This is a genomic window from Streptomyces sp. NPDC046870 (assembly GCF_040704595.1).
GTDB classification, from domain to species: Bacteria; Actinomycetota; Actinomycetes; order Streptomycetales; family Streptomycetaceae; genus Streptomyces; species Streptomyces argyrophylli.
Window position 1 is genome coordinate 547,259 of the sequence record NZ_JBEYXM010000003.1, and the last position, 20,298, is coordinate 567,556.

Annotated in this window: 17 protein-coding genes; 12 read left to right on the forward strand and 5 right to left on the reverse strand. The window is 72.7% G+C overall.

The window, feature by feature from the left end; genetic code table 11:
* Nucleotides 1–8: 8 nt before the first annotated feature.
* The gene (locus AB0946_RS11025; RefSeq protein ID WP_366760257.1) at nt 9–848 is read left to right on the forward strand and encodes a hypothetical protein; all 840 of its coding nucleotides are present in this window, start codon (nt 9–11) and stop codon (nt 846–848) included.
* 42 nt (nt 849–890) lie between these two features.
* Here the strand turns inward: AB0946_RS11025 and disA are convergent, their stop codons facing one another.
* Nucleotides 891–2,015 carry a DNA integrity scanning diadenylate cyclase DisA gene (gene disA / locus AB0946_RS11030; protein ID WP_015493313.1) on the reverse strand — a complete coding sequence of 375 codons (1,125 nt, stop codon included), beginning with the start codon at nt 2,013–2,015 and terminating at the stop codon, nt 891–893.
* An 80-nt stretch (nt 2,016–2,095) separates the two neighbouring features.
* A complete protein-coding gene (gene radA / locus AB0946_RS11035) occupies nt 2,096–3,505 on the reverse strand; it encodes a DNA repair protein RadA (RefSeq protein WP_366760259.1) in 1,410 nt (469 codons plus the stop codon).
* 220 nt (nt 3,506–3,725) lie between these two features.
* On the opposite strand from radA, the gene AB0946_RS11040 reads away from it, so the two are divergent.
* Complete coding sequence (locus AB0946_RS11040; RefSeq protein WP_366760260.1) at nt 3,726–5,723, forward strand: hypothetical protein; 1,998 nt, start codon at nt 3,726–3,728, stop codon at nt 5,721–5,723.
* Nucleotides 5,724–5,856: 133 nt separating this feature from the next.
* Here the strand turns inward: AB0946_RS11040 and AB0946_RS11045 are convergent, their stop codons facing one another.
* The gene (locus AB0946_RS11045) at nt 5,857–6,690 is read right to left on the reverse strand and encodes a hypothetical protein (RefSeq protein ID WP_366760261.1); all 834 of its coding nucleotides are present in this window, start codon (nt 6,688–6,690) and stop codon (nt 5,857–5,859) included.
* Between the two features lie 71 nt (nt 6,691–6,761).
* Here AB0946_RS11045 and AB0946_RS11050 point away from each other — a divergent pair, with 71 nt between their 5' ends.
* The 4 genes from AB0946_RS11050 (at nt 6,762) to ilvD (ending at nt 11,225) form a co-directional block, all read left to right on the forward strand.
* On the forward strand, nt 6,762–7,694 hold the full coding sequence (locus AB0946_RS11050) for a Ppx/GppA phosphatase family protein (RefSeq protein WP_366760262.1): 933 nt from the start codon (nt 6,762–6,764) through the stop codon (nt 7,692–7,694).
* A gap of 128 nt (nt 7,695–7,822) precedes the next feature.
* A complete protein-coding gene (locus AB0946_RS11055) occupies nt 7,823–8,644 on the forward strand; it encodes a sugar phosphate isomerase/epimerase (RefSeq protein WP_366760263.1) in 822 nt (273 codons plus the stop codon).
* Nucleotides 8,641–9,276 carry a TetR family transcriptional regulator gene (locus AB0946_RS11060; RefSeq protein WP_366760264.1) on the forward strand — a complete coding sequence of 212 codons (636 nt, stop codon included), beginning with the start codon at nt 8,641–8,643 and terminating at the stop codon, nt 9,274–9,276. The genes AB0946_RS11055 and AB0946_RS11060 overlap by 4 nt, the downstream gene beginning before the upstream one ends.
* A 95-nt stretch (nt 9,277–9,371) precedes the next feature.
* The gene (gene ilvD, locus AB0946_RS11065; RefSeq protein WP_366760265.1) at nt 9,372–11,225 is read left to right on the forward strand and encodes a dihydroxy-acid dehydratase; all 1,854 of its coding nucleotides are present in this window, start codon (nt 9,372–9,374) and stop codon (nt 11,223–11,225) included.
* Between the two features lie 124 nt (nt 11,226–11,349).
* Here ilvD and AB0946_RS11070 read toward each other — a convergent pair whose 3' ends face one another.
* Entirely contained in the window at nt 11,350–13,548 is a 2,199-nt protein-coding gene (locus tag AB0946_RS11070) for a serine/threonine-protein kinase (RefSeq protein WP_366760266.1), read from the reverse strand.
* 152 nt (nt 13,549–13,700) lie between these two features.
* Between AB0946_RS11070 and AB0946_RS11075 the strand changes: the two genes are divergently transcribed.
* The 6 genes from AB0946_RS11075 (at nt 13,701) to proC (ending at nt 18,353) form a co-directional block, all read left to right on the forward strand.
* Entirely contained in the window at nt 13,701–14,036 is a 336-nt protein-coding gene (locus AB0946_RS11075) for an SH3 domain-containing protein (RefSeq protein WP_366760267.1), read from the forward strand.
* Between the two features lie 209 nt (nt 14,037–14,245).
* Nucleotides 14,246–14,791 carry an EamA/RhaT family transporter gene (locus AB0946_RS11080; RefSeq protein WP_366760268.1) on the forward strand — a complete coding sequence of 182 codons (546 nt, stop codon included), beginning with the start codon at nt 14,246–14,248 and terminating at the stop codon, nt 14,789–14,791.
* A 150-nt stretch (nt 14,792–14,941) separates the two neighbouring features.
* Nucleotides 14,942–15,739, forward strand: coding sequence for a class I SAM-dependent methyltransferase (locus AB0946_RS11085; protein WP_366760269.1), 798 nt, complete (start codon nt 14,942–14,944; stop codon nt 15,737–15,739).
* A gap of 98 nt (nt 15,740–15,837) precedes the next feature.
* The gene (locus tag AB0946_RS11090) at nt 15,838–16,659 is read left to right on the forward strand and encodes an ABC transporter ATP-binding protein (protein WP_366760270.1); all 822 of its coding nucleotides are present in this window, start codon (nt 15,838–15,840) and stop codon (nt 16,657–16,659) included.
* Nucleotides 16,656–17,462, forward strand: coding sequence for an ABC transporter permease (locus AB0946_RS11095; protein WP_366760271.1), 807 nt, complete (start codon nt 16,656–16,658; stop codon nt 17,460–17,462). The genes AB0946_RS11090 and AB0946_RS11095 overlap by 4 nt, the downstream gene beginning before the upstream one ends.
* A 78-nt stretch (nt 17,463–17,540) precedes the next feature.
* Nucleotides 17,541–18,353: a pyrroline-5-carboxylate reductase gene (proC, locus tag AB0946_RS11100; protein ID WP_366760272.1), complete on the forward strand. Its 813-nt coding sequence runs from the start codon at nt 17,541–17,543 to the stop codon at nt 18,351–18,353.
* 31 nt (nt 18,354–18,384) lie between these two features.
* On the opposite strand, the gene trpS is transcribed toward proC, so the two are convergent.
* The gene (trpS, locus tag AB0946_RS11105) at nt 18,385–19,410 is read right to left on the reverse strand and encodes a tryptophan--tRNA ligase (protein ID WP_366760273.1); all 1,026 of its coding nucleotides are present in this window, start codon (nt 19,408–19,410) and stop codon (nt 18,385–18,387) included.
* Nucleotides 19,411–20,298 lie beyond the last annotated feature (888 nt).

The following is a 20,298-nucleotide window of genomic DNA, read 5'->3' on the forward strand; positions in this document are numbered from 1 at the left end:
TTTGCGCCGTGGGATCTCTGCGCAATCCGGTCGGGCCGCTTCCCTCCTCCATCTACTGGCGTCGGAGGGCCGTACTGCTGTCCGTGGTCGCCCTGTTGGCGCTGGTGATCACATGGATCGTCACCGCGGGCGGCGGAGGCGGCAAGAAGAACGCCGACGGGTCCAACGGCAAGAATCCCACGCACACCATCACGCCCGGACCGAGCTCGTCCGGTCCCGCCATCAGTCAACACCCCGGCGGGCGCGACGAGTCGGGCGGCGCGAACTCCGGCGGCAGCGGCTCCGGCTCCGGTTCCGGTTCGGGCTCGGGTTCGGGTTCCGCCTCCGGAGGCGACGGCGGTGCGGCCGGTGGCTCCTCGGGCTCCGGTGGCGGTTCGGGTTCCGGTACGGCGTCCGGTGGCGGCGGTGTCGCCGCGGGCGACGCGCTGCCGGCGTCCTCCACGCTGCCCGACTGCACGTCCAAAGCGGTGTCGTTGAGCCTGCGCAGTGTGCGCAACTCCTACTCGCCGGACCAGAAGCCGACGTTCGAACTCACCGCGAAGAACGGCTCGTCCGCCGACTGCAAGGTGGATCTCGGCCCGAAGAACGCGGTGTTGACGGTCACGCCCGCGGACGGCGACGACGCGCTCTGGTCGTCGGCCGACTGTCCCGGGGGCGCGGGCAGCCTGGTGTTCCGGGTGCCCGCCGGCCAGAGCATCACCTACACCGTGAAGTGGGACCGCAAACCGAGCGCGGCCCACTGTGCGACGCCCTCCGCGGGTTCGGCCAAGCCGGGCACGTACCTGCTGGAGGCCAAGACACCGGGCTTCGGCAAGGCACAGGCGTCGTTCGTACTGTCGGCGGACTGAGGACGGGGCGGCACGGGCGCGTCGTGGGCGTTCGGCCGGACCTCAGACGTAGCGTTCCAGGATCGACGACTCCGCCAGGCGCGACAGCCCCTCCCGCACGCTCCGCGCGCGGGCCTCGCCGACCCCGTCCACGGTCTGCAGGTCGTCGACGCTCGCGGCGAGCAGCTTCTGCAGGCCCCCGAAATGCTCCACCAGCCGGTCGATGATGGCGCCGGGCAGCCGCGGCACCTTGGCCAGCAGCCGGAACCCGCGCGGGGACACCGCCGAGTCGAGCGTCTCAGGAGACCCCGTGTAGCCCAGCGCCCTTGCCACCGTGCCGAGTTCGAGCAGCTCGGCGTGGGTCAGCGCGTCCAGCTCGGCCAGCGCCTCGTCGACCGTGCGGGACCGCTTGGCCGTCGGCTCGGGCACGTAGTCGCGGACGACCAGCGAGCGGTCGGGCTCGACACCGGCGATCAGCTCCTCCAGCTGGAGGGCGAGAAGCCGGCCGTCCGTGCCCAGCTCGACCACGTACTCGGCGATCTCGGTGGCGATACGGCGGACCATCTCCAGCCGCTGCGCGACCGCCGACACGTCCCGGACCGTGACCAGGTCCTCGATCTCCAGCGCCGACAGCGTGCCCGCGACCTCGTCCAGCCGGAGCTTGTACCGCTCCAGGGTCGCCAGCGCCTGGTTCGCCCGGGACAGGATCGCCGCCGAGTCCTCCAGGACGCGCCGCTGACCGTCCACGTACAGGGCGATCAGCCGCATCGACTGGGAGACCGAGACCACCGGGAAGCCGACCTGCTTGCTGACGCGGTCCGCCGTGCGGTGCCGCGTGCCCGTCTCCTCCGTCGGGATCGTGGCGTCCGGCACGAACTGCACGCCCGCCCGGAGGATCTTGGACAGATCCGACGACAGCACGATGCCGCCGTCCAGCTTGCACAGCTCCCGCAGCCGGGTCGCGGTGAACTCGACGTCCAGCACGAAACCGCCCGTGCACATCGCCTCGACCGTCTTGTCCGAGCCGAGGACGATGAGCCCGCCGGTGTTGCCGCGCAGGACGCGCTCCAGGCCGTCACGCAAGGCCGTACCGGGTGCCACGGCACTCAGCGAGGCGCGCATCAGGCCATCGGAACCGGCACTCCCACCGGACTTGCCGGGAGCTGCTGCCCGGTCGTTGGCTGCCACTGCACTCCTCCGGTCGCAGGTTCTGACGCGCCCCCGCACCCGCACTCGGTTCGTACGGACGGGCGAGACCTGGGCAAAGTCTACCGGCGCTCCTCCGCCTCCCGTGGGGCCTCTCGGCGACGGGAGCGCGGCAGGACCCGGAGCGCGTCGCCCATGTCGGCGACTTCCAGGACCTTCATGCCGGACGGCACCTTCCCCGGATCGGCCGGTACGAGCGCGTGCGTGAAGCCCAGCCGGTGCGCCTCGGCGAGCCTGCGCTGCACGCCCGTGACCCGTCTGACCTCGCCCGCGAGCCCGACCTCGCCGATCGCCACCAGGTTCTTCGGCAGGGGGGTGTCGCTGGCGGCCGAGGCGAGCGCGAGCGCGATGGCGAGGTCGGCGGCGGGCTCCGACAGCTTCACGCCGCCGACCGTCGCCGAGTAGATGTCCCGCTTGCCGAGCGCGCTGATCCGGCCGCGCTGTTCCAGGACGGCCAGCATCATCGACACCCGGGAGGTCTCCAGCCCGGACGTCGTACGGCGCGGGGAGGGGATCTGGGAGTCGACGGTCAGCGCCTGCACCTCGGCCACCAGCGGACGGCGGCCCTCCAGGGTGACGGTCAGGCAGGTGCCCGGGACCGGCTCGGCCCGGCGGGTCAGGAACAGGCCGCTGGGGTCGGCGAGACCCGTGATGCCCTCGTCGTGCAGCTCGAAGCAGCCCACCTCGTCCGTCGCCCCGTACCGGTTCTTCACGCCCCGCACCAGGCGCAGGCGTGCGTGCCGGTCGCCCTCGAAGTGCAGGACGACGTCCACCAGGTGCTCCAGCAGGCGGGGCCCGGCGATGGCGCCGTCCTTCGTGACGTGGCCCACGAGCAGCGTGGACATGCCCCGCTCCTTGGACGCCCGGATCAGCGCGCCCGCCACCTCGCGGACCTGGGCCATGCCGCCGGGCGCGCCCTCGATCTCCGGGGAGGCCACCGTCTGCACCGAGTCGAGGATCAGCAGGGACGGCTTGACCTCGTCCAGGTGGCCGAGGACGGCGGACAGGTCGGTCTCGGCAGCCAGATAGAGGTGGTCGTGGAGCGCGCCGATGCGGTCGGCGCGCAGCCGCACCTGGCTCGCCGACTCCTCGCCGGTCACGTAGAGGGTGCGGTGCTCGGGGCCGGCCGCCTTGGCGGCCACGTCCAGCAGCAGGGTGGACTTGCCGACGCCGGGCTCGCCCGCGAGCAGGACGACCGCGCCGGGCACCAGGCCGCCGCCGAGCACGCGGTCCAGCTCCGGCACACCCGTCGAGCGGGCGGTGGCCTGCCGGCCGTCGACCTGGCCGATGGGCAGCGCGGAGCTGGTCACCCGGCCCGGGGCCGTGGTGCGGACCGCGGGCGCGCCGTACTCCTCGACCGTGCCCCAGGCCTGGCACTCCGGGCAGCGGCCGAGCCACTTGGCCGTCTGCCAGCCGCACTCGGTGCAGCGGTAGGACGGGCGGTCCTTGGTCGTCTTGGTACGGGCAGCCATGCGGAGAACCGTAGCCCGGAGCACTGACAACGGGGCCGGCGGTCGGGTGCGCGGGAGCGGGGGAGCACGTGTGGGTGAACCGCTCTCGGCCACCGCCCACCGGGATCCAGCCGCGGAGCAAAGGGTTCCTGTCCCCTTATGAGGGATCGTTTCACCCGTACGGATTAAAAGTGCTCAAGGTTCCAGAAGGGGCACTCCGCAGCCGCCTACGGTCGCACGGGTGATGAGGAGCAGTCCGGAGACGACCACCCGCACGACAGGCGCGCACCGGGCGCATCGCGGGGCACGTGAGGCCCGTGACGCACGACGCGAAGCGCGCGAGAACCGTGAGGAGAAGGAGGCGCGCGACCGCGCCGCCGCGCGCACCGTCGCCCAGCGCACGCCGGCGCGCTACGAGCCGTACCTGGACGGCCTGTTCACCTACTGCCTGTCCGTCCTGTGCGACCACGACACGGCCACCGCCGCCCTCGGCGACGTCCTCGCCCTGGCCGAACGGCGCGGCCACCGAGCCCCCGGTGCGCCCGGCGACCGCAGGGCCTGGCTGTACGCCCTCGCCCGCTGGGCCTGCCTCCGCAAGCTCGCCGAGGCCAAGCAGAAACGTCAGGCCACGCACGCGGCGGGGCGTGGCGGGCCGGGCGGAGCGGGGAAGGCGACGGGCGGGCCGCCGGGAACTCGTGGGGCCGCTGGACCGGGCAGGTCTGCGGGGTCGGCCGGGCTCGCGGGGACAGGGGGGTCATCCGGACCCTCGGGGCCGCCCTCGGGGTCCCACGGGGTCCCCGGCCGCCCCGGATCTTCCGGACCCGCCGGATCTCCCGCGTCCGCCGGACCCCGTGCCGCCGCTCAGTGGCCCTCCGTGGCCGGCGGGAGTGCCCGGACCCCCGCGTCCGCCGGTGAGGAGCCCCCCGCCGAAGAACCCCCCGCGTCGGCCGCCCTGCCCCCGGAGGTCCAGGAGCGGCGGCGACGCGAACTCGCCTTGCTGGCCTGGCCGGAGGCCGCCGGCACCACGCCCGAGCAGCGCGAGGCCCTGGAACTCGCCGTCCGTCACCACCTCGCCACCCACGAGGTCGCCGCCGTCCTCGGCATGGAGCCCGCCGCCGCGCGGGAACTGCTCGCGTCCGCCGCCTGCGAGGTCGAGCGCACGCGCGCGGCCCTCGCCGTGGTCGAGACGGGCGGCTGCCCCGGCGTGGCCCACCTCACCGGTGACAACCGGCTGGTCCTCAGCGCGGCGGTGCGCCGCGAGCTGGTCCGGCACGTCGACGACTGTCCGCGCTGCCGACGCACCGCCGAGCGCGCGGTCCCCGGCCACTGGCCCGGCGCCACGGTCACCCCCGCCGAGCTGCCCGTCCTGGAAGCACCGCGCGCGGCCCTGGCACGCCACCCGCGCGCGAGGGGCGCGTCCGTGCCCCGCTTCGACCGGCGCGGCTTCCCGATGGACCCCAAGGACCGCGCGGCCCGCCGCGACCGCATCCGCGCGCGTGCGGTCACGACGACGGTCGTGGCCACCGTGGTCGCCGCGCCGGTCCTCGCCCTCTGGGCCGCCTACCGGGCCGGTCCGGCCGGGGAGGACGACGGGCGCTCGGCGACCGCGCGGGAGGCACAGGGCCCCGAGGCACTCGGCGGCGACACGTCCGGCGGCTACGAGAACGCGGGGAACGCCAGCGTGAAACCGGGCGTCCGCATGGGCAAGGACGGCAAGGCGGACGTCTCGGTGGAGGTCGTCAGCGTCGGCGGCACGGGCGCCAAGGGCGCGGGGCAACTGGAGGTGAGCGCCGCCAACGACGGCGACACGACCCTCATCACCCTCACGGCGTCCGGCGCGTCCGGGGTCCGCTGGTCGGTGTCCACGTCGGCCGGCTGGCTCTACTTCAGCCAGTCCTCCGGAACCCTGGAGCCCGGTCGGACGTCGACGGTGAAGGTGTACGTCGATCACCTGCGCGAGCCGTCCGGCCACTGGCACGCACAGGTGGCGGTGGCACCGGCGGGCGCGGTCGTCTCGATCGACGGCTACGGCACGGCACCGAGCCGCCCGACGCCGCCCCACGCCTCACCGACACCCCCGTCGCCCCCGCCGAGCACACCGCCCACCGAGCCCCCTGCCACGCAGTCCCCGCCCCCCGCGGACCCGACGCCGACCCCGACGACCCCGTCCCCCTCCGACCCCCCGACGCCGACTCCCACGCCGACCGACACCGAGACCCCGACCCCGGCGGACAGCTAGGGCCTTACGTCCGGATCAGGGCGGCGAGGCGCGGTGCCAGGGCCCGCGGGCCCGGCATGATCCGAACGAGAGGCCCCGGGGGACGGCCGGGAGGACGGAACCGTCAGCCGGGCGCGTCGGGGGGAGAAGGCCGTTACGGGGCTTCCGGGTCGGCCGGGTGGGGCGCCACCAGGGGCAACCGCGACGCCAGCCGCGCTTCGCACAGCTCGACCAGACGGTCGTAGCCCGCCTTGCCCATCAGCTCCGTCAGCTCGGCCCGGTAGGACACGTACACCGGCTCACCCGCGCCGTGCGCCGACGTCGCCGAGGTGCACCACCAGTGCAGGTCGTGCCCGCCCGGCCCCCAGCCCCGGCGGTCGTACTCCCCGATGGACACCTGGAGCACCCGCGTGTCGTCCGGCCGGTCGATCCAGTCGTACGTCCGCCGGATCGGCAGCTGCCAGCACACGTCCGGCTTGGTCTCCAGCGGCTCCCGGCCCTCCTTCAGCGCCAGGATGTGCAGCGAGCAGCCGGCCCCGCCCGCGAACCCCGGACGGTTCTGGAAGATGCACGACCCCTGGAACGGCCGCGTCTGCCGGGAACCCTCCTCGTCCTCGGAGACCCACCCGCCCCGCATGCCCTCGTCATGGTGCTGCCAGAGCTCCGGCGTGAGCCGCGCCACGTGCTCGGCGACCCGCTTCTCGTCGTCCTCGTCGGAGAAGTGCGCCCCCAGCGAGCAGCACCCGTCGTCCGCGCGGCCCGCCTGAATGCCCTGGCAGCCACTGCCGAAGATGCAGTTCCAGCGAGAGGTCAGCCATGTCAGATCGCAGCGGAAGACCTGCTCGTCGTCCGCCGGATCAGGAAACTCCACCCAGGCGCGGGCGAAGTCGAGCCCCTTCTCGTCGCCCATCAGCGCCTCCGTGGTGGTTTTGGCGGCCTTACGACTTTTGTCCGCCTTGTCGGCCTTCGCCTTTTTCGTCTTTGGCACCCGTCCAGGGTAAGTGGCCGGGTGCCGCATCGGGGACCGAGGACGGACGTTGTGGCAGTAGCGTTCCGTACATGAGACTCGGTGTCCTGGACGTGGGTTCGAACACGGTGCACCTGCTGGTGGTGGACGCGCACCCCGGCGCGTGCCCGCTGCCCGCGCATTCGCACAAGGTCGAACTCCGGCTCGCCCAGCTCCTCGACGACAGCGGTGCCATCGGCGACGAAGGCATCGACCAGCTGATCGCCGTCGTACGGGACGCGCTCCAGGCCGCCGAGGACAAGGGCGTCGAGGACCTGCTGCCGTTCGCGACCTCCGCCGTCCGCGAGGCCACCAACGCCGACGACGTCCTCGCGCGCGTGGCCGACGAGACCGGCGTACGGCTCCAGGTCCTCACCGGAGCCGAGGAGGCCCGGCTCACCTTCCTCGCCGTACGCCGCTGGTTCGGCTGGTCCGCGGGGAAGCTGCTGGTCCTGGACATCGGCGGCGGCTCCCTGGAGATCGCCTTCGGGATGGACGAGGAGCCGGACGCGGCCGTCTCCCTCCCGCTCGGCGCCGGCCGTCTCACCGTCGGCTGGCTGCCCGGAGATCCGCCCGCCCCCGAGGACGTCCGCGCCCTGCGCCGCCACGTCCGCACGGAGATCGCCCGCACGGTCGGCGAGTTCAGCCGCTTCGGCGCCCCCGACCACGTGGTCGCCACCTCCAAGACCTTCAGGCAGCTCGCCCGCATCGCCGGTGCCGCCCGCAGCGCCGAGGGCCTCTACGTCCAGCGCGAACTCAAGCGCGAGTCGCTGGAGGCATGGGTCCCGCGCCTGGCCGGCATGACGGTGGAGCAGCGCGCCGAACTCCCCGGAGTCTCGGACGGCAGGGCCGGCCAGCTCCTCGCCGGCGCCCTGGTCGCCGAGGCCGCGATGGACCTCTTCGGCGTGGAAAGCCTTGAGATCTGTCCCTGGGCCCTCCGCGAGGGCGTCATCCTCCGGCGCCTCGATCACATGGGTTCCGCATAGCGCCCCACAGGGGGCGCGGGGAACGGCGCGACAAGCCACAAACGACCCGCACCCGCCCGAATGGCATACCTCACAACGGCGAATAGGCACCCAACACCGGCACCACCCGACGCCGTATGGTGACGGACGTGGCTGAACCAAGGGACGCAGACGTGCGCATCGCGCTCTCGACCGCCTCCGTCTACCCCGAGTCGACGGCGACGGCCTTCGAGATCGCCGCGCGCCTCGGTTACGACGGGGTCGAGGTCATGGTGTGGACCGACCCGGTCAGCCAGGACATCGAGGCCCTGCGGCGCCTGTCGGACTACCACGGCATCCCGATCCTGGCCGTCCACGCCCCCTGCCTGCTGATCACCCAGCGCGTCTGGTCCACCGACCCCTGGGCCAAGCTCCAGCGGGCCCGGGCGGCGGCGGAGAAGCTGGACGCCTCCACCGTCGTCGTCCACCCGCCCTTCCGCTGGCAGCGGCAGTACGCCCGGGAGTTCGTCGACGGGATCTGGCGGATGGCGAACGAGACGGACGTGCGGTTCGCCGTCGAGAACATGTACCCCTGGCGCTACCGCGACCGCGAGATGCTCGCCTACGCCCCGGACTGGGACGTCACCCACGACGACTACCGGCACTTCACGATCGACCTCAGCCACACGGCGACGGCCCGCACCGACGCCCTGGGCATGATCGACCGCATGGGGGACCGGCTCGGGCACGTCCACCTCGCCGACGGCCGGGGCTCCGCCAAGGACGAGCACCTGGTGCCCGGCCGGGGCACCCAGCCCTGCGCCGAACTGCTGGAGCGCCTGGTGCACACCGGCTTCGACGGCCATGTCGTCATCGAGGTCAACACCCGGCGGGCGATGTCCGGCGCCGAGCGCGAGGCCGACCTCGCCGAGGCCCTGGAGTACACCCGCAAGCACCTGGCCGCGGCGGCCGTAGGGGTGACCCGCCGATGACCGCCTCCCCGCCCGCGCGCGACACCGCCCCCGAGCCGCCCGCCCGGCGCCGGGGCCGGCCCCCCCGCACCGAGTCCGCCGGCACCCGGGACCGCATCCTCGCCGCCGCCCGCGAGGAGTTCTCCGCGCGCGGCTACGAGAAGACGTCCGTGCGCGGCATCGCCAAGGCCGCCGGCGTGGACTCCGCGCTCGTCCACCACTACTTCGGCACCAAGGAACAGGTCTTCGAAGCCGCCATCGAGGTCGCCTTCGCACCCGCGCTGAACGCGCCGGAGGCGGTCGCCGAAGGCTCCCCCGACGCCGTCGGCGAGCGGCTGACCCGGTTCATCTTCGGCATCTGGGAGAACCCCACCACCCGCGTCCCGCTGCTCGCGATCGTGCGCTCCGCCGTCAACAACGACACGGCCGCCGCCGTCTTCCGCCGCCTGGTCGCCACCCAGCTGCTGCGCCGCATCGCCGCCCAGCTTCAGCTGCCGGACGCCGAGCTGCGCGCCGAGCTGGCGGCCGCCCAGCTGGTGGGCTGTGCCATGCTCCGGTACGTCATCAAGGTGGAGCCGCTGGCGTCGGCCGACCTGGAGCAGATCATCGCCCGGGTCGCCCCCGTCGTACAGGGGCACCTCACGGCTCCGTGAAACGCGCGTCCCGCGATGCGGACACCTTGTCCCGCCCACTGGATGACCGGCGTACGCTCGATAACAGCCACACCCGTCTGAAGGAGCGAGCTGCGATGCCCGAGCTGAGGTCCCGCACAGTCACCCACGGCCGCAACATGGCGGGCGCCCGCGCCCTTATGCGCGCCTCCGGTGTACCCGGTGCGGACATCGGCCGGAAGCCGATCATCGCCGTCGCCAACTCCTTCACCGAGTTCGTGCCGGGCCACACCCACCTCCAGCCCGTCGGCCGGATCGTCAGCGAGGCGATCAGGGAGGCCGGCGGCATCCCGCGCGAGTTCAACACCATCGCCGTCGACGACGGCATCGCCATGGGCCACGGCGGCATGCTGTACTCCCTGCCCTCCCGCGACCTGATCGCGGACTCGGTCGAGTACATGGTCGAGGCGCACTGCGCCGACGCCCTGGTCTGCATCTCCAACTGCGACAAGATCACCCCCGGCATGCTGATGGCGGCCCTGCGCCTGAACATCCCGACGGTGTTCGTCTCCGGCGGCCCCATGGAGTCCGGCCGGGCCACCCTCGTGGACGGCACGGTCCGCACCCTCGACCTGGTCGACGCGATCTCCGACGCCGTCAACGACAAGATCTCCGACGAGGACATCCTCCGCATCGAGGAGAACGCCTGCCCGACCTGCGGCAGCTGTTCCGGCATGTTCACCGCCAACTCGATGAACTGCCTGACCGAGGCCATCGGCCTGTCCCTGCCCGGCAACGGCTCGGTCCTCGCCACCCACACCGCGCGCCGCGCCCTGTACGAGAACGCGGCCCGCACGGTCATGGACCTCACCCGCCGCTACTACGAGCAGGACGACGACACCGTCCTGCCCCGCAACATCGCCACCTTCCAGGCCTTCGAGAACGCCATGGCCCTGGACATCGCGATGGGCGGCTCCACCAACACGATCCTGCACCTGCTGGCCGCCGCGCAGGAGGCGGGCGTCCCGTTCGGCCTGGACCAGATCGACGCCGTCTCGCGCCGCGTGCCCTGCCTGGCCAAGGTCGCCCCCAACGTCGCCAAGAACCGCACGTACTACATGGAGGACGTGCACCGCGCCGGCGGCATCCCCGCCCTCCTCGGCGAACTGCACCGCGCCGGCCTGCTCAACGAGGACGTCCACGCCGTGCACAGCCCGTCCCTCGCCGACTGGCTGAAGACCTGGGACGTCCGCGGCGGCTCCCCGTCCGCGGAGGCCGTGGAGCTGTGGCACGCGGCACCCGGCTGCGTCCGCTCCGCCGAGGCGTTCTCCCAGTCCGAGCGCTGGGAGGCCCTGGACGACGACGCCGAGAACGGCTGCATCCGCTCCGTCGAGCACGCGTACTCCAAGGACGGCGGCCTCGCGGTCCTGCGCGGCAACCTCGCCGTCGACGGCTGCGTGGTCAAGACGGCCGGCGTGGACGAGTCGATCTGGACCTTCGAGGGCCCGGCCGTCGTCTGCGAGTCGCAGGAGGAGGCCGTCCAGCGCATCCTGACCCAGGAGGTCAAGGACGGCGACGTCGTCGTCATCCGCTACGAGGGGCCGAGGGGCGGCCCCGGTATGCAGGAGATGCTGTACCCGACCTCGTACCTGAAGGGCCGTGGCCTCGGGAAGTCCTGCGCCCTGATCACCGACGGCCGTTTCTCCGGCGGCACCTCCGGCCTCTCCATCGGCCACGCCTCGCCCGAGGCGGCCTCCGGCGGCACCATCGCGCTGGTCCAGGACGGCGACCGGATCCGCATCGACATCCCGGGCCGCACGATCGAGCTGCTGGTCGACGAGGCCGAGCTGGCCCGCCGCGAGCAGGCCCTGAACGGCGTCTACGCCCCGAAGAACCGCGAACGCAAGGTCTCCGCCGCCCTCCGCGCCTACGCGGCGATGGCGACGAGCGCGGACAAGGGCGCGGTGCGCGACGTGTCCCGCCTGGGCTGAGCCAGGGCAGAAGGGCCGCTCCCGACCGGGGGCGGCCCTTCGCCGTCCCGCGGAGGGACCTTCACCGGATCAGCGGGGCGTTCCCCGCCCCCGCGCCGTCCCGGGCTCGGCCCGTGTCCGTGGGTCACCAGGCCGACGGTTCGCCGCCGTCCACGGTGAAGACCGTGCCGTCGGGCGCGGCGGCGAGGACGCGGGGGCCGACCGGCGCCGGCGCGGGCGGGGTGCTCATGACCTCGGCCGAGTTCGCGCCCAGCCGCGCCGGCGTCTGCCCGACGAGCCTGCCGTTGCCGGCGTCGACGGCGAGCAGCCGGCCGTCGCTCGCGGTGAGGTACACCCGCCCGCCCCGCACGACGGGCGCCGAGCCGCGGCTCACCGACGTCTCCAGGTGCCACAGGTGCTTGCCCGACCGCCCGGGCTCCAGGTCCACGGCGTCCAGGGAGCCGCCGGTGGCCAGCACGTACACCACGTTCCCGCGCACCGTCGCGTGCGCGCCGTCGAGGACGGCGGGCAGCGGGACGCGCCGGGTCGCACCCGTGCCGGGCGTGTAGCGGACGATCTCCTTGGCGCCGTACGCGCTGTCCACGGCCAGGAAGAACACCGAACCGCCCTGCGCCGCGAACGGCTTGAGCCAGCCACCGAGCCGTACGTCCCACCGCACCCGTCCGGTGCCCGGGTCCACGGCGGTCACCTGTGTGCTCGTCCCGTCGGCGGACGTACGCGTCGCGAAGGCCGTCGGGGTGCCGGGGAACGCGTCGAGGACCGGCATGCCCTGGCCGGGCACCGCGCTCCGCCAGCGCGTGGCGCCGTTCGCGCCGTCCACGCCGGTGACCGTGCCGTCGGCGCCGGTGAGCAGGGCCGTGTCACCGGCGTACCGCACGGTCGTCCCGGCCGGCAGCCGCCGCTGCCACACCTGCCGGCCCGTGGCCGGATCCAGCCCGGCGAGCCGTGAGCCGCCGTCCGTGTACGGCTGGACCAGCCCGCCGGAGAGGGCCGGGGGCCCGCTCGTGGACCGGGTGTCGACCGAGCGCCGCCACAGCAGCCCGCCGTCGCTGGCGGAGAGCGCGAAGACGACACCCGGCCGCGCGCAGAACACCTTGCCGGCCGCGTACGCGCAGTGCGGCATGCCCGTGCCGCCGACCGCCGGCCGGGCCGTCCACGTGCTGTCGGAAGCCGCCGTCAGGGTCGGCGAGCCCGGCCCCTTGGCTGCCTGATCGTTTCCGCCGGACGCCCACACCGCGCCGAGCGCACCGAGCAGCGCCAGTCCCAGGCTCCCGGCCGTGAGCGCGACCACCCGCCGGCGCCGCGGGCGTCGGCCCGTACGCCGACCGGCCCCCTCGGAACGATCGGCACCTTGGGAACGATCGGCCCCGGCCGGAGGTCCCCCGGCCTGTGCCGCCCCTGCCTCCGCCCCGGCTTCCGCGGGAGTCCGCTCCTCGCCGGCGCCCCGCGCCTCACCCGTCCGCTGTGCCGGTATGAACGCCTGGGTGTCGTACGAGGCCGCCACCGAGCGCAGTTCCCGCATCAGTTCGTCGGGCGTGGGCCGGTCCTCGGGTTCCTTGGCCAGACACCGGCGTACCAGCGGTGCGAGCCCCTCCGGTACGCCGGTCAGGTCGGGTTCGTCGTGGACCACCTGGTAGGCGACGACGTACGGGCTGTCGGAGTCGAACGGCCCGCGACCGGTGGCCGCGTGCACCATGACCGAACCGAGCGCGAAGATGTCGGCGGCCGGGCCGACTTCCCGGGGCCGCCGGAACTGCTCGGGCGCCATGAACGGCGGAGTACCGATCAGCTTGCCGGTTTCGGTCCGCAGTTCGCTGTCCTTCGGCCGGGAGATGCCGAAGTCGATGACTTTCGGCCCGTCCTCGGCGAGCAGCACGTTGCTGGGCTTGAGATCCCGGTGCACGACCCCGACCCGGTGGATGTCCCGCAGCGCCTCGGCGAGCCCCGCCATCAGCCGGCGCAACTGCTCCTTGGGCATGGGACCCTTCCGCTTCACCTGGTCGGAGAGGGTCGGTCCGGGGATGAACAGGGTGGCCATCCAGGGGCGTTCGGCCTCGGGATCGGCGTCCACGACGGATGCGGTGAAGGCCCCGCTGACCCTGCGCGCGGCGGCCACCTCCTGGCGGAAACGGCCCCTGAACTCGGGATCCCGCGCGAATTCCGCGTGTACGACCTTCACCGCGAGCCGCATCCCCGAGGTGCTCCGGGCGAGATGTACGACCCCCATGCCGCCGGAGCCCAGGCAGGACTCCAGCCGATAGTGCCCGGCGTACTCGGGAAGTTCCGCTTCCGCGCCCGCTCCGGTGTTGCGCTGTGGCGCCATGGACCACCCCCGTGCTCTTCGTCCGCGCGCGCGACGCACGGAGCCTAGTCGATGACTCGTACGAGACAGAGGCGGCTTGCTAGCGTCTGCGTGCGAGTCGCGCACCAGCGTTTCGCGCCGAGTTGAAGGAAGACGACGGGGGAGGACCATTCATGTCGGTCGACCGCGCACAAGAGGCCGAGGCCATCGAGAACGGAGCCGGTGACACCGGGAGCGTGGTGACGGAGGCGGCGGCAGCCGTCCGCACCTACGCCGTGGCGCCCGGCGTCCGGCTGAACGTCCGCAGCGGCCCGGGCACCCAGTACAACCTGGTCCGCGTCCTGCCGGAGGGCGTCCGGGTGCCGATCTACTGCCAGACACCCGGCACGACGGTCACGGGGACCTACGGCACGACGAACATCTGGGACCTCATCGACAGCGGCGAGTACGTCTCGGACGCCTACGTCCACACGGGCACCGACGGCTACATCGCCCCCCGCTGCGGCTGACCCAGCCCGCACCGGGCGCCCCGCACCCACCGGGCGCCCTGAGCCCTCCGTCCCGTCCGGGCCGTGCCCGGGCGGGCGGGGGCCGCCGACGCGGAACCGCCCAGCGGGCACCGCACCCGGCCGCCCCCCCCCCACGAACCGGACAGCCCGTCCAGCCCAGACCCCGCCCCGCCCGGAAGCCTGTCCGCGGTCGGCGCCATAATCGTGTTGTGAGCGACGAAACCGGCACCCCGGACACCTCGGCGGGCTCCCCCGGCCGCGCGGCCGAGGGCGGCGGCGCCCCGCCGCAGGGTGGCGGCCCCCGCCCGGAGCCCCTGCGCTTCTTCGGCACCTCCTGGGTCGGCCACGACAACGGCTACGCGGCCCGCCGCGCCGGCGTCGCCGTCGGTTCCCTCGCCGCCGCCGCCGTCTCCTGTCTGGTGCTGCGCCTCGCCTACGAGGGCATCCGGATCGCCGAGACCGGCTCCTTCGTGACCGTGCTGGTCGTCGCCATGTTCGCGATCTGCAGCGCGCTCGCCTTCCGCAACACCTGGGAGGGCTTCGGCAAGCGTCACGACCCGCAGCGCCAGGCGTCCCTGCGCGGCCTGCTCGCCATCGGCTTCGTCGGCACCCTCCTCGCCTACTTCTTCCGCTCCCTCACCGAGGCGCCGGGCGAGAAGCTGCACCGCGAGGAGTACGAGCAGGCCCTTGAGGCCCACGCCCGCCGCACCACCCGCCGCACCGGCAACCCGTCGAAGAAGAAGCGCCGCCGCTAGGGTCTCTCGTCTGGATCAGGCCGGATCCAAACGAAAGACTCCAGGACGGCACCGTCGAACGGCAAGGGCGGAACGCCGACGGCGGAACCGCGGCCGCGGGACGGGAAACCGGGTACGGCAGGCGCGCGGAGATGCCGTAGACAGGACCCCATGACCGTCACCCAGCCGTCGCCCGCCGACCCGGGCGCCTCCCACGCCGCCCGCGCCGCGTCCTTCAACTCCGCCGCCGCCCAGTACGCCGCGAACCGCCCCTCCTACCCGCCCGCCCTCCTCGACGCCGTCGAGGAGCTGGCCGGCCGCCCCCTCCCGGGCGCCAGGACGGTGGACGTCGGCGCGGGCACCGGCATCGCCACCGCCCTCCTGCACGCCCGGGGCGCCGACGTCCTCGCCGTCGAACCCGGCGCGGGCATGGCCGCCGAGTTCCGCCGCGCGCTCCCGCACGTCCCGCTCGTCCGGGGCAACGGCAACGCCCTGCCCGTCGCCGACGCCCACGCCGACCTCATCACCTACGCCCAGGCCTGGCACTGGACCGACCCGGCCCACTCGGTGCCGGAGGCGCTGCGCGTGCTGCGCCCGGGCGGCGCGCTGGCACTGTGGTGGAACACCGAGGCGCTGGACGTCGGGTGGATCGCGGACGCCGCCCGCCGCGTCGGCCGTTTCCTGGGCGTCGACGTCGCCGCCGAAGCGCGCAAGGCAAGTGATCGCACCGAACTGGCCGACCCCAGCGGGCGCCTGGACTTCACCCGCCGCACGGTCCGCTGGAGCCGCCGCGTGCCGGTCGACGTCCACCTCGCCAACATCGGCAGCCACTCCGCCTTCCTCACCACGTCCGAGGAGCGCACGACCGCCTTCCTCGAAGAGGAGCGCGCCCGCCTCCTGAGCGTCTTCCCGGACGGCACGGTCGAGGAGACCTACGACGTCCTCCTCCTGGTCGCCCGCAAACCCTGACTCCGCCTCCCGCACCCTTCACCGACCGCCCCCGCCTCCCCCTTTTCGTCCTCGCCCCTTGACGCCCCGGCCCCTCCAGCCCAATTATTCATCACGTGATGAATTACGAGCCGGACCCTCCGGCGCCCGCTGCCTCCGCCCCCGCCATCCACGCCGACGACCTCACCGTCACCCGCGGCACCCGCACGGTCCTGCACCACCTCCGCTTCACCGTCCCCCGCGGCCGGATCACGGGCCTGCTCGGCCCCTCCGGCTGCGGCAAATCCACCCTCATGCGCTCGATCGTCGGCACCCAGGCCAAGGTCACCGGCACCCTCGACGTCCTCGGCCACCCGGCCGGCCACCCCGCCCTCCGCAGCCGCATCGGCTACGTCACCCAGGCCCCCTCCGTCTACGACGACCTCACCGTCCGTCAGAACCTCGACTACTTCGCCGCCGTCCTCGACCCCGGCCGCGCCGCCGCCGACCGCCGCCACCAGCACGTCACCCAGGCCATCGCCGACGTCGACCTCACCAGCCACGCCGACGCCCTCGCCGGCAACCTCTCCGGCGGCCAGCGGGGCCGCGTCTCGCTCGCCGTCGCCCTCCTCGGCACCCCCGAACTCCTCGTCCTCGACGAACCGACCGTCGGCCTCGACCCCGTCCTCCGCCGGGACCTGTGGCAGCTCTTCCACGACCTCGCCGCCGCCCGCGGCACCACCCTCCTCGTCTCCTCCCACGTCATGGACGAAGCCGAGCGCTGCCACCGCCTCCTCCTCATGCGCGAGGGCGAGATCCTCACCGGCGGCACCTCCGGGCCGGAGGCCGGGGGAGAGACCCCGGACGCCCTGCGCAGCCGCACCGGCACCGACACCGTCGAGGCCGCGTTCCTGAGCCTGGTCGACGAAGCCGCAGGCCGCACGAGAGAGAGCACCCGATGAACCCCAGCCCCGTGACCACCGCGCGTACGAGGACCCCGGCGACCCCCACCACGGGCCCCAGCGCCCTCAGAGCCTCCCGCACCACCGCCACCGCGGCCCGGGTCCTGCGCCAGCTGCGCCACGACCCGCGCACCATCGCGCTGCTGGTCCTGATCCCCTGCCTGATGCTGATCCTGCTGCGCTACGTCTTCGACGCCAGCCCGCGCACCTTCGACAACATCGGCGCCTCGCTGCTCGGCATCTTCCCGCTGATCACGATGTTCCTGGTCACCTCCATCGCCACCCTGCGCGAACGCACCTCCGGCACCCTCGAACGCCTCCTCGCCCTGCCCCTCGGCAAGGCCGACCTCATCGCCGGCTACGCCCTCGCCTTCGGCGCCCTCGCCATCGTCCAGTCCGCCCTCGCCACCGGACTCGCGGTCTGGCTCCTCGGCCTCGACGTCACCGGCTCCCCCTGGCTGCTCCTCCTCGTCGCCCTCCTCGACGCCCTGCTCGGCACGGCCCTCGGTCTCTTCGTCTCGGCCTTCGCGGCCTCGGAATTCCAGGCGGTCCAGTTCATGCCCGCGGTGATCTTTCCCCAGCTCCTCCTCTGCGGCCTGTTCACCCCCCGCTCCGACATGCACCCCGCCCTGGAGGCCGTCTCCGACGTCCTGCCGATGTCGTACGCCGTCGACGGCATGAACCAGGTCCTCCACCACACCGACATGACGGCGACCTTCGTCCGCGACGTCCTGATCGTGGCCGGCTGCGCGCTGCTCGTCCTGGGCCTGGGCGCGGCGACGCTACGACGGCGCACGGCGTGACCGCGGGCGCCACCCGCCGACGTCCCGCCCACCGGACAAGCCGCCCGCACCCCCCACCCCGGTGCCAGACTGAACCGCATGAGCCAGAAAGTCGCAGTCCTCGGCACCGGCAAGATCGGCGAAGCCCTGCTCAGCGGAATGATCCGGGCCGGCTGGGCCCCCGACGACCTCCTGGTCACCGCCCGCCGCCCCGAACGCGCCGAAGAACTCCGCACCCGTCACGGAGTCACCCCGGTCACCAACATCGAGGCCGCCAAGACCGCCGACACCCTGATCCTCACGGTCAAGCCGCAGGACATGGGCACCCTCCTGGACGAACTCGCCCCGCACGTCCCCGCCGACCGCCTGGTCATCAGCGGAGCCGCCGGCATCCCCACCTCCTTCTTCGAGGAGCGCCTGGCCGCGGGCACCCCCGTCGTCCGCGTCATGACCAACACCCCCGCCCTCGTCGACGAGGCCATGTCGGTCATCTCCGCCGGCAGCCACGCCACCGAACAGCACCTCGCACACGCCGAGGAGATCTTCGGTGGCGTCGGCAAGACCCTCCGCGTGCCCGAGAGCCAGCAGGACGCCTGCACCGCACTCTCCGGCTCCGGCCCGGCGTACTTCTTCTACCTGGTCGAAGCCATGACCGACGCCGGCATCCTGCTCGGCCTCCCGCGCGACAAGGCCCACGACCTCATCGTCCAGTCCGCGATCGGCGCCGCCGTGATGCTCCGCGACAGCGGCGAACACCCCGTCAAGCTCCGGGAGAACGTCACCTCCCCGGCCGGCACCACCATCAACGCCATCCGCGAACTGGAGAACCACGGCGTACGCGCCGCCCTCATCGCCGCCCTCGAAGCCGCCCGCGACCGCAGCCGCGAACTCGCCTCCGGCAAGAAGGACTGAATCCGGCGGCCCCCGCTGGAGCGCCGCCCGGCTAACGCGCGGCGCTCAGCGAGGGCTCCGCCACGGGCGGCAGCAGCCCGATCGCCCGGTAGGCCGTATCGACCGTCGGCCGAGCCAACGCCCTGGCCTTCTCCGCACCATCCCGCAGCACCCCCTCGACATACGCCGGATCGGCGCACAGCTCCCGATGCCTGGCCTGCACCGGCCGCAGCACCTCCATCACCGCCTCCGCGGTGTCCTTCTTCAAGGAGCCGTACGAGTCGTAAACGTCCGCCAGTGACTCGGGGTTCCCACCCGTGCACGCGGCGAGAACGTCCAGCAGGTTCGCGAGGCCCGGCCGCTCCGCCCGGTCGTAGACGACGTCCCGCCCGCTGTCCGTCACGGCCCGCAGCACCTTCTTGCGCACCACGTCCGGCTCGTCCAGCAGATAGACGACCCCCGCCCCCGAGTCGTCCGACTTCCCCATCTTCCTCGTCGGGTCCTGGAAGTTCATCACCCGCGCCGCCACCTGAGGAATCGTCGCCCTCGGCACCACGAACGCCTGCCCGTAGCGCTGGTTGAACCGCACCGCCAGGTCCCGGGTCAGCTCCACGTGCTGCGCCTGGTCCTCACCGACCGGCACCTCGTCCGTGCCGTACGCCAGGATGTCCGCCGCCATCAGGACCGGGTACGTCAGCAGCGACAGCCGCACGCTCCCACCCCGGTCCCGCTCCTTCGCGGCCTTCTCCTTGTACTGGATCATCCGCCGCATCTCACCGTCGGTGGCCACACACTCCAGCAGGTACGACAAGCGCGTGTGCTCGTCGACATGGCTCTGCAGGAACACCGTGCACACCTCGGGGTCGAGCCCGGCCGCCAGCAACAGGGTCGCCGTCTGCCGGCTGAGCCTGCGTACGCGCGCCGGATCGTGGTCCATGGTCAGCGCGTGCAGATCCACGACACAGAACAACGAGTCCGCCCGATGCTGGTCCACCTCGGCCCAGCGCCGCATGGCCCCCAGGTAGTTGCCCAGGGTCAGGTGCCCGGTCGGCTGAATCCCGCTGAAGACCCGAGTCATCTCCACTCCACCTTCTGGTCGGGACCGCCGCCCCCGCGGCCGGCCCCCGGGACCCGGAGGGAGATACGAGAACGGCCGCCGAAGCGGCGGCCGTCGAGTGCATACGTGAGTACGGCCGCCGTCAGGCGGCCCACCAGAGTTGGGTGCACGTACGCGTCATCACGCGGTCCACAGTACGCCCCCGGAGGGCCTCGCGGCGGCGAGTTGACACGCCCCGCGCCGATACGTAGTGTTCTCCGAGTTGTCCGACGTGAGCGCCGACCCTGGTCGGTCCCCGGACAGCCATTCCGCAAGCACCACCCACTCAATCGACGCTCTCCGCGTCGGCTGTTTCGGCGTGCGTATTTGCGAAATGAGGAATCCGCGTTCGAAAGGACGCCGGCCACCGATTAGCTCGGGAGCCAGGAATCCGCTAAAGTCTCACTCGTCGGAACGGCCCAACGGCCGGGAGGACGAACCCCGCTGACCGGGGATCAGACGCCGAAAGGATCTGATAGAGTCGGAACCGCCGGAAAGGGAAACGCGAGAGCGGGAACCTGGAAAGCACCGAGGAAATCGGATCGAGAAAAGATCTGATAGAGTCGGAAACGCAAGACCGAAGGGAAGCGCCCGGAGGAAAGCCCGAGAGGGTGAGTACAAAGGAAGCGACCGTTCCTTGAGAACTCAACAGCGTGCCAAAAATCAACGCCAGATATGTTGATACCCCGTCTCCGGTCATCACGACCGGGACGAGGTTCCTTTGAAAAAACACAGCGAGGACGCTGTGTGCGAGGGGACTATTCCTCCTCTCGCACCGCTCTCGTGGTGTTGAACCGGATTACCGGTAAACATTCACGGAGAGTTTGATCCTGGCTCAGGACGAACGCTGGCGGCGTGCTTAACACATGC

Bases quoted from the DNA above. Each gene is read 5' to 3' on its own strand.
- AB0946_RS11075 (WP_366760267.1), top strand. From the start codon at position 13,701: ATGTCGGTCGACCGCGCACAAGAGGCCGAGGCCATCGAGAACGGAGCC.
- radA (WP_366760259.1), bottom strand. From the start codon at position 3,505: ATGGCTGCCCGTACCAAGACGACCAAGGACCGCCCGTCCTACCGCTGC.
- AB0946_RS11060 (WP_366760264.1), top strand. From the start codon at position 8,641: ATGACCGCCTCCCCGCCCGCGCGCGACACCGCCCCCGAGCCGCCCGCC.
- AB0946_RS11090 (WP_366760270.1), top strand. From the start codon at position 15,838: ATGAATTACGAGCCGGACCCTCCGGCGCCCGCTGCCTCCGCCCCCGCC.
- AB0946_RS11050 (WP_366760262.1), top strand. From the start codon at position 6,762: ATGAGACTCGGTGTCCTGGACGTGGGTTCGAACACGGTGCACCTGCTG.
- trpS (WP_366760273.1), bottom strand. From the start codon at position 19,410: ATGACTCGGGTCTTCAGCGGGATTCAGCCGACCGGGCACCTGACCCTG.
- AB0946_RS11085 (WP_366760269.1), top strand. From the start codon at position 14,942: ATGACCGTCACCCAGCCGTCGCCCGCCGACCCGGGCGCCTCCCACGCC.
- AB0946_RS11070 (WP_366760266.1), bottom strand. From the start codon at position 13,548: ATGGCGCCACAGCGCAACACCGGAGCGGGCGCGGAAGCGGAACTTCCC.
- proC (WP_366760272.1), top strand. From the start codon at position 17,541: ATGAGCCAGAAAGTCGCAGTCCTCGGCACCGGCAAGATCGGCGAAGCC.
- ilvD (WP_366760265.1), top strand. From the start codon at position 9,372: ATGCCCGAGCTGAGGTCCCGCACAGTCACCCACGGCCGCAACATGGCG.
- AB0946_RS11095 (WP_366760271.1), top strand. From the start codon at position 16,656: ATGAACCCCAGCCCCGTGACCACCGCGCGTACGAGGACCCCGGCGACC.